Origin of the sequence: Candidatus Nitrosopumilus sp. (assembly GCF_040878665.1) — an archaeon.
Lineage (GTDB): Archaea > Thermoproteota > Nitrososphaeria > Nitrososphaerales > Nitrosopumilaceae > Nitrosopumilus.
The window spans coordinates 157,781-166,724 of the sequence record NZ_JBBDLU010000004.1; the positions used below are offsets into that span (position 1 = coordinate 157,781).

Below are 8,944 nucleotides of genomic sequence, written 5' to 3' on the forward strand. Positions count from 1 at the left end.
ATGGAGATGAAGAAGATAATGATCATCAACATTTAGAAGGAGATCCTCATATTTGGCTAAATCCTATCTTTGCAATTAAACAAGTTGGAAATATTGCATTAGCATTTTCTAATGCAGACCCTGAAAATGGTGGATTCTATATGACAAATGCTGCACAATATAGTGCAAAATTACATGAACTTGATTTAAAAATTAGAAATGAATTATCTACATGTAACAAAGATTTTATTGCATTTCATGATGCATTTTCGTATTTTGCAGATGAATATGATTTGAATCAACATACTATTGTCGCATCAAATGATTCTCATGGAGAAGTTACTGCAAAAACATTGGAGAATATTATTTCAAAAGCCAGAGAATTAAACATCAAAATAATTTTTAGTGAGGAGTCCGTCAATACAAAAACTTCTCAAATAATTGCTAATGAAATAGGAGGAAAAGTTTTAGTTTTGTCCCCACTTGAAATTGTTTCTGATGGTGATTATATTTCAAAAATGAATCAAAACCTTGAACATCTAAAGGAGGCGTTATGTTGAAAGTAGTTGAAATCAATAATCTAACTGTTCAATATCCTGATGTTAAGGCACTTGATGACGTTAGCCTAGTTGTTAATCAAGGTGATTTTTTAGGCATAATTGGACCTAATGGTGCTGGAAAATCGACACTTTTTGCTTCTATGCTTGGACTGAATACAAAATACAACGGTACAATCAAATTTTTTGATGAGGATATTAAAAAATCAAAAAACTATTTGAAACAACTTGGTTACGTTCCACAAAAACCAATCTTTGAAAAAAATTTTCCTGTAACTGTAACTGATGTTGTTCGGATGGGATTAAGAAAAGAGTCTGATGAAAATAAAATTGATGAAATTTTACAACAATTGTGGATACATGAATTACGTGAAAGAAGAATAGGGGAATTATCTGGAGGACAGCAACAACGTGTCTTTATTGCAAAAGCTTTAGTAAATAACCCAAAAATTTTGATCTTAGATGAACCAGTTACTGGAATTGATCAGCAAAGCATAGATTTGTTTTACAGTATTTTAAGTGAATTAAATTCTAAACAAAAAATAACTATTATCTGGTCATCACATGATTTAGACGCAGTAAATAAATTAGCAAATCATGTGGCATGTCTTAATAGAACTTTGTTCTTTCATGGAGAATCTGAAAAATTCTTTTCTGATGATGAACTAGTTAAACAATATTCTGAAGCATCTATGCAGGAACACATGCATCATCATTAATCATGTCTTTTGAAATTTTAACTTTCAGTTTTATGCATCGAGCATTAATTTCTGGAATTGCAATTGCCATTCTTTGTTCAGTTGTAGGATTGTTTCTAGTTTTAAGACGTTATTCATTATTTGGTGATGCAATAGCGCATTCATCATTTGGTGGAATTGCTTTAGGATTACTAGCTGGTGTATATCCACTATGGACTGCATATGGTGTTTCTATAGCTAGTGCATTGATAATTACCAAAGTCAAAGATAGATACAACATCTCTGGAGATGCATCAATTGCAGTATTATTGTCCTCAGGCATAGCAGTTGGGCTCGTAATTATTGGATTATCTGGAGGATTCTCAATTGATATCTTTAGTTTTCTATTTGGTAGTATTCTACTTGTTAGTGTAGATGACACTGTCCTAGTTTTGGCATTAACTGGCGTAATTCTAATTATCATTTTATTACTTTATCGACAAATTCTTTATTCTACATTCAATGAAGAACAAGCTAAAGTTAGTGGAATTCCTGTAGAAAAAATAAATTACTTGATTGTATTTATGGCAGGAATTACTGTAGTTACATCAATTCAGCTTGTAGGAGTATTGCTAATTTCAGCTCTGTTTGTAATTCCAAATGTTACTGCAATTATGTATGGTAAAGGTTTCAAACAAACGGCAATAATCTCTATGAGTTTTTCTATTTTCTCAGTCGTTGTTGGGATTCTAATCTCTTACATCTTTGATATTACTCCTGCAGGAACTATTGTCTTAATGGCAATTGGGTTACTAGCAGGAACTATGGGAATAAAATCATCTGGATTGTTATCTAAGAATTAATCAAAGAATTTAGTCTTCTTTTATCTTGAATACTTTTTACATAAAACAATGATGTTGCAATAATTCCTAAAGCAATCAGTGGTGATGCAAGTTCAGTATATTTTATCTCAATGTTATTTGATTCTTGAACTTGTGTAATGCTTATTGGAATTTCTGTAATCTTTACAGTTCCAATTTTATTTGATTGTTGTTCAACAAACCATACATTATCATTTCCATCTGATTCCATAAACTGAATAAAAGTAGTTTCAGTTGGAACGGGAATTTCAATTAAATCATTGTTATCTGGATCATAAACCCCAATACTGTCTACAGTATGTTGTGCAAACCAAATGTTTCCATATCTATCAAACGTCATACCAAATGGCAGTGCTTCATCATTAGGTACAGAGACTTTTTCAAATATCTCTAAAACTGGATTAAATCTGGTTATTGCCAAGCCTGTATGTTCTGCAATCCACAGATTTCCATCCTCATCAAAAATCAAAGCTTCTGGAGCCTGTAAAACTGTCTCAGTTGCAATTTGAGTTAATTTGTTGTTTTGAGTATCTATGAATCCTATTTTGCCTGTTCCTGTTGCTGAATACCAAATTTTTCCATCATCATCAATTGCTAATGCAAATGGCAAAGATCCTTTGTTTGGCAGTACAAATTCTTCAAATGTATCCTGTTCTGGTACATACTTTAGAATTCTATCTTTGTTAACAACTGTAATCCAAATATTTCCATCAAAATCTGCTTTGATGAAAAGTGGTGTATTATCAGAAATTACTGGATCTAGTTTTGGAAGTGTCTTGATTGTAATTTCTTTAGTTTCAATGTCGATAAATCCAATTTGATTTCTTGATGTGTCTGTAAACCAAATTTTTCCATTGTTATCATTTGTCAAGAATGTAGTAGTCAAACCATCAAATGAGTAGGAAGTAAATTCATTTGTTTCAAGTGAGAATTGCCATATTCTTGGAGATGATGCATCGCTTATCCACAATGAGTTTTTTCCATCATATACTGGAAACAATGGCTTTGCATCTTCAGGTAAACCATATTCTATAACTTGTGTTTGAATATCAGCTAATCTTGGTTTTACAAGTAGATTCAGCATGATTGATTCATTTGCATTTTCAGTTCTTTGAGCTTCAATCTCTATTAACCACTCACCTGAGAATCCAAATGTTAATTCACCTTGGAATTCATTTGGTCTATTTTCTTCTTGTTTAACTAATTCTGTTGGAACTTCTATTGGAGATATGTTTTTTGATGGATTTGAAATTTTTATCTTAATCTGATTTGAATCATAAAGTGGATTCCCTTCAAAATCACTAACCTTAATTAGAATTGTATTTGTTCCACTAGAAAATGGTGATATATCAATATCAAATTTTGTATTTTCTGTAAATTCTATGGTTTTGAATCCGTAAATAATCTCTTGTGCATCTACTTGTTGAATTTGACCTGCAGGTAATGTTCCATTAGTTAGTAATGCTACAACTCCAAGAATAATTATTCCCAAGATTGCATCTATCTTTAATGATCTTGTAAGTTTTTTATGAACTGAAATTTTCCCTGCAGTAAAATTTTTCTCTGCATTTTTCTGCACTTTAAATTGGAAAAATCCACCTAATCCAACCATGATTGCCGCAATTGCTATTTTGAGTATGATTAATTGACCAAACACTGATTCAGTGATTAATCCTACATCACTTTCTAAGAACCACATTAGAGTCGGTCCAGTAATAATTACAATTCCTACTGAGATGATAAATGCAATAGAGAATCTTGGAATCATTACCAGACTCATCTTCTCTCGGTTTGTTTCTTTAAGTTGTGAAAATGTTGGAAGTAATGTAAAAACAAAATATATGATTCCGCCTATCCAAACTGCAGCGACCAAATTGTGTATGTAGTCTAATACCAGTGCACCTAACTGCTCACTTGCTGCACCATGACCAATCAAACTAGATGTTGAAATCAATATCAACGACATAACAAGCATAGGGATTTGATTTTTCTTTGATAGTGTTTTCTTTCTATCCATCCCAAACCAAATGCCAAGTAAAATTACTGTGATAATCATTCTAGCAAGCCAAATTGTACCAAAATATGTTTGAATTACATCTAATGGCGAAGCTTCTAATCTGATAGTTTGAACAACTATCATCAAAATATCTGAAATGAATACAAGCATCAATCCTATACCTGTAATTGACATGAATTTTGCGTGATGAAAAATTTCTACTTTACCTAACTCTTCTCTGATTAGTTGTTTGTTTTGTGTTCCCCAAATAATTAATGACGCTATCACTGCGCCTAAAACTATTGTCTGCCCTAGAATTCCAGGAAATCTTGCTCCAGCTTCAGGTAAAAATACAATCTCTGATTCTACCGATGGTGGATTTTGATCTTTAATTATTACATTACCAACTCCAAACAAGAATGCACTTGGAACTAAATGTCCATCAATTTTTGAGAGAACTTTGACTGATGCAGTATATACCCCATTATCTAATGGAGTGGTAGTGACAATTAGAGATAATTCTCCTTCATAGTAACCAGTATCTTTGTTATCAATTTGATTTCCATTGCTATCAAAAACTTTGATCTCACTAAAGTTGATATCAACTGGTTCTGAAAAATACACAATTACTTCTGTTGTTCCAATTGGCGCATTAGATGCCAAGCTAGGAATTGTTTTTTCTGTAAATGGATGTGCTGCTGCAAACGGAATTGAAACAAACGATAAAACTAGTAAAAATATTAGAAATTTTCTCATTTACTGGTAAACTCATTTATGACAATTTAAACAGTTTATAGAATTCTATATTTGTACCAATTTACATAAAGATAATAAACTATAATCGTCCTATGATGGTCGTGAAGATAGCATTTTTCGGCCTTGTTGCAATATTTTTCTTTATTGGCATGATTGTACCGTCATTTGCACATACAACTGTTCATGTTGAACCCTATGAAATTGAAGTAGGTTGGGGAATTGAACCACCTATAGTGGGAATTCGAAATGATCTTGTCCTTAAAATTACTGAATCCGGAGAGACTGAAGGTACTCGTAAAGGAGTAACTAATGTTTTCAAAGACACTGATGCAACAGTAATGTTTGGTGGTGCATCCAAAAAAATTGATATTAATTCTGATCCTAGGCCTGGATATTATTTTTCACCTATAATTCCAACTAAAACTGGCAGTTACACAGTAGAACTAAAAGGAGAAATTCACGGTATATCTGTAGATGTAAAAATACCTGTTGAAGATGTAGAACCTACTGCAGTCTTGGATTTTCCACCCTCATCCAGTGCTGGAGATACTGATATCACTGCATTAAAGAATGCAATTTCATCCCTTCAACAAGACGTTTCTAAATTAAATTCAGGTGAAACTAAAGTTTCTTCTGATGGTGTATCTTATGACTTTGCGATATTTGGATTGTCAATTGCAGCAGCAGCTATAATCTTGGCAATAATTTCTTTAATAAAAAGAAAATAGAAAAAGAGGAATTCCTAAAATCTTGGAACGACTCTAGATTTTGCAGTTACTGCTACGATGCTTATGATTGCAACAGCTAGTATCATCATTGCAATTGTTCCAAATTCTGGGACAACATTTGAGAATACTACTTCTTCACCAATTGGTCCTGTTTTAGGATCATCAATACCGTAACCTTGGAAGATAACAGTGATGTCTACTGGATCAGAAGAGCTAAGTGGTGCTGTTGTATGCATACCTGTGCCTTCATGATGATGTGCACCTTCGTCCATCAAAACTTCTACACCATTTTGTGTTACCACCATATCGTGGTTAACGTGTTCTGCATCTTCGAATTCAATAGAAATCTCCATTACTTCGCCTGCAGTTGGTGTTGAAGTCCAAATTGAAACCATTGTACCATCTGATAACATACCTGTTGCAGATGCATCACCTTCTGGCATATGCATCATTTCACCGTCGTCACCATGATCGTCACCATGATCGTCACCATGATCGTCTTCTTCAGCTCCTGCTTCTTGTACTATGATCAAACCTTTCATCCAAGGATGTACCATACAGAAATATGGAACCTCTCCTGCTTCAGTTGGAGACCATTCGTATGTGCTTCCTGCCATTACTAGACTGGAATCAAATATTGCCTGAACTGTTTCTGGCATTGTAGGATCTCCTGATGTGAATGTATGTGCTGCGGTATCCGGATTTGAGAATATGACAACACCACCAACATCAACTGTTGCAGTCATTGGAATGTAACATCCCTCTGCTGTCAATTCACAACCTGGTGCACCAGAACCTAATGCAGCTTCAACTGTGACCTCTGAATGATCTGCAAAAGCAGCTGGTGTCATTGCGACTATACCTGCTGCGATAGCAAATAGTACGAAGAAAGAGCTTATTGCTTTAGTCTTCATTAAACAAACTATTCTCGGGATACATAAAAACTTCACTGGAATTCCCAGACTCGGAATTAATTTTTCCTAAATTGATACAACTTTAGAATGCCAACTATAGGAATTCCAACGTACATTCCAATATTTAATAGAATCATGGATATGCCATATACAATCATCTCTTGCTCTGAATCAATATTTACATGATTTAACAAAGACAATGAAGACAGCATTGGAGTTAGTGCAATTTTCACCATTTCTTTGAAAACTGGTTGCTCTCTTTCTAAATCAGATATGCTTGGTGAAAAAGAATAGTAGAATTGGTTGAATCCTGTCATAAATACAAGTCCTGAACTTGTTTGTAGAATTGTATTGTCTCTTAGTTCTCTTAGTTGTTGTACTTGTGGGGCCATCTCTGAACCATATGCTGCAGTTGCAATTAAGCAACCGCCATTCTCATCATCATTTGATTTGACAACTGGTTGTTGTGCATAAGCTTCACCTACAATAATGTCAAAGGAAACTGTCTCAGTAGGAATTGGTTGAAATAATATTCCTTCAATTTCAAAAACCATTGAGTAAACACCTTCTCCAAGATTAAATTCAACTGGAATTTTTACAGAACCTAATGATGTATGTGTAAGTGGAATTGGTCCGAATACTGTTTCACCATCTTTTGATACTACAATAGTATAATCGATATGTTCCTGAATTTTCTGTGTTTGTGGATTAATAAAATCAATATCTATTTTGGTTTGTACATTTGGTTCTATTGTATCATATGTTAATTTGACATCCAATGTTCCTTTATCAGTAGACACGGTTTGAGATTCAGCATATGCTGGAATTATCAATAATGGAATTAATAATAATAAAAATTTCATATTTTTTCATTCAATTAGACAAATAAAAATCGTGCTCTCTATTTTCTAATAAAAAATATCACGCATAGAAATCCTATACCATCTTTAAATATGGATTTAACATATTTTTTGTGTTGTATAACAAACTAACATTATTTGTCACAATAATTGGCATTTTTATAATTCCTACTGTTTTACCAAATGTATTTGGACATGGACTTGGTGGTGATATGGCACCACCAATTAGTTTTGAAGGGATGGAAGTAACTGTTCGTACTGATTTAACTCCTTATGATATCACAATCGGAGATGTTGATGATGTTAATATGAAAATTAGATTCTTTGATGTTTTAACTGATACAACTTTAGAAAAAGTTACGTATAGAATTGAAGTCTGGCGAAGTGGAGATTTACTAGCAAGAAATCTCTTTTATGACACGGACGGAAGATTAGATGTGGAGATTCGTCCAAAATCGGATTGTACAGAGGATGAACTTTGGAGATGTACTGTTTATGGAGGTTCAGAACATCCTAGCGCACCTGAAGCACTTTATGTGTATGGTGAAGCCTGTAATGATAATAATTTAGATACTTGTGGTAGACCTACCATTACTGGTCCTATATTTGAAAAAGGTGGACTATATAATATTAGAATAGATATTGAAGGTGCAACAAGTCCACGAACCCAACTTGCAAATTTACTTAGCTATGATACATTTGTCAGTATTGCACAAGAACAAGACTTTATAATACAAACTGCAAATGCCGAAGTTCCTGTAATTGTCAAAACCTATTATGACGATGTTGAAAACTTTGCATTTAACAAATCTGATAATTCAATTAACTTTGATATGGCTTTTGATTGGAATCCTGATTATGTAAACTTAGTTCAAGTAGTTCATGAAGAAGTCAGAGTTCCAAAATCTTTTGTACCATATGCTGAAGGAAAACAATTCAAAGGATATGTAAACGGAATTGAGATTGATCAAAGAGCACTTTTAAATGATCCATATTCTTATGATGATACCAATGTCATTCATTTTCTTGTAACAAAAAATGAATTAGAAAAAATTAATGCCGCTTTGGGTCCAACTAATCATAACAACAAAATGATGAATTTGAAATTAGTTCCATTAGCAGAAACCTCAAAGAGCTCAACTGAATTTTATTTAGTTGATCCTAAAAATACTCAAACACAAATTCCTGTCACTGTAAATATTTCCTGGGATGGAAAGTATGGTGCTAACCAAGAGATCCCATTTGAATTTACATTCTTTGATGAAAATAGAAATCTGTTAAAAGATGTTCGATATGGTTATGCTGTTCTTGATGAATCAAACACGGAGATTGCAAGATTTACTGGAGATGATTCTATAAGTCCAGGAATTGTTTCGATTGAGGGACTAGATATTCAAAAGATCTTTGTTCCTTCAAAGGGTAAAATTAGAATCGATGTTTGGACTTATGGAACTGGGTTAGATTATAATCCAAAATATGCTGGAATAGGCTCAACATTAATTGAAATTGGTCCTGGCTCAGCAATATCTACTCCAGAAAAAACAGAAATTCCAACATGGATTAAAAACAACGCAGGTTGGTGGTCAGATGGTTCCA

The 8,944-nt window shown here is 33.3% G+C and carries 8 protein-coding genes; 5 read left to right on the top strand and 3 right to left on the bottom strand.

Annotated elements, in window-relative coordinates:
* The 3 genes from WDZ98_RS04565 to WDZ98_RS04575 all read left to right on the top strand — a co-directional run.
* Positions 1–539, top strand: a 539-nt coding sequence (locus WDZ98_RS04565; protein ID WP_368057093.1) for a metal ABC transporter substrate-binding protein, incomplete at its 5' end; no start/stop codon positions are given.
* Positions 533–1,255: a metal ABC transporter ATP-binding protein gene (locus WDZ98_RS04570; RefSeq protein WP_368057091.1), complete on the top strand. Its 723-nt coding sequence runs from the start codon at positions 533–535 to the stop codon at positions 1,253–1,255. The genes WDZ98_RS04565 and WDZ98_RS04570, both read left to right, overlap by 7 nt.
* A 32-nt stretch (positions 1,256–1,287) precedes the next feature.
* On the top strand, positions 1,288–2,076 hold the full coding sequence (locus WDZ98_RS04575; RefSeq protein ID WP_368057456.1) for a metal ABC transporter permease: 789 nt from the start codon (positions 1,288–1,290) through the stop codon (positions 2,074–2,076).
* On the opposite strand, the gene WDZ98_RS04580 is transcribed toward WDZ98_RS04575, so the two are convergent.
* A complete protein-coding gene (locus WDZ98_RS04580) occupies positions 2,066–4,846 on the bottom strand; it encodes an SMP-30/gluconolactonase/LRE family protein (protein ID WP_368057089.1) in 2,781 nt (926 codons plus the stop codon). The two genes, WDZ98_RS04575 and WDZ98_RS04580, sit on opposite strands and share 11 nt — an antisense overlap.
* A 92-nt stretch (positions 4,847–4,938) precedes the next feature.
* Here WDZ98_RS04580 and WDZ98_RS04585 point away from each other — a divergent pair, with 92 nt between their 5' ends.
* On the top strand, positions 4,939–5,574 hold the full coding sequence (locus WDZ98_RS04585) for a hypothetical protein (RefSeq protein ID WP_368057087.1): 636 nt from the start codon (positions 4,939–4,941) through the stop codon (positions 5,572–5,574).
* A gap of 14 nt (positions 5,575–5,588) precedes the next feature.
* On the opposite strand, the gene WDZ98_RS04590 is transcribed toward WDZ98_RS04585, so the two are convergent.
* Together WDZ98_RS04590 and WDZ98_RS04595 are read right to left on the bottom strand one after the other, a co-directional pair.
* Positions 5,589–6,488 (bottom strand): PEFG-CTERM sorting domain-containing protein, encoded by a 900-nt coding sequence (locus WDZ98_RS04590; RefSeq protein ID WP_368057085.1) that lies wholly within the window; start codon positions 6,486–6,488, stop codon positions 5,589–5,591.
* Positions 6,489–6,544: 56 nt separating this feature from the next.
* Positions 6,545–7,351: a CFI-box-CTERM domain-containing protein gene (locus WDZ98_RS04595; protein ID WP_368057083.1), complete on the bottom strand. Its 807-nt coding sequence runs from the start codon at positions 7,349–7,351 to the stop codon at positions 6,545–6,547.
* A gap of 110 nt (positions 7,352–7,461) precedes the next feature.
* Here WDZ98_RS04595 and WDZ98_RS04600 point away from each other — a divergent pair.
* The coding region (locus WDZ98_RS04600) for a peptidase (protein WP_368057081.1) at positions 7,462–8,944 on the top strand (1,483 nt) is incomplete at its 3' end.

Excerpts from the sequence above, each read along its gene's own strand:
- WDZ98_RS04585 (WP_368057087.1), top strand. The coding sequence starts at position 4,939 with ATGATGGTCGTGAAGATAGCATTTTTCGGCCTTGTTGCAATATTTTTC.
- WDZ98_RS04580 (WP_368057089.1), bottom strand. The coding sequence starts at position 4,846 with ATGAGAAAATTTCTAATATTTTTACTAGTTTTATCGTTTGTTTCAATT.
- WDZ98_RS04575 (WP_368057456.1), top strand. The coding sequence starts at position 1,288 with ATGCATCGAGCATTAATTTCTGGAATTGCAATTGCCATTCTTTGTTCA.
- WDZ98_RS04570 (WP_368057091.1), top strand. The coding sequence starts at position 533 with ATGTTGAAAGTAGTTGAAATCAATAATCTAACTGTTCAATATCCTGAT.
- WDZ98_RS04590 (WP_368057085.1), bottom strand. The coding sequence starts at position 6,488 with ATGAAGACTAAAGCAATAAGCTCTTTCTTCGTACTATTTGCTATCGCA.
- WDZ98_RS04595 (WP_368057083.1), bottom strand. The coding sequence starts at position 7,351 with ATGAAATTTTTATTATTATTAATTCCATTATTGATAATTCCAGCATAT.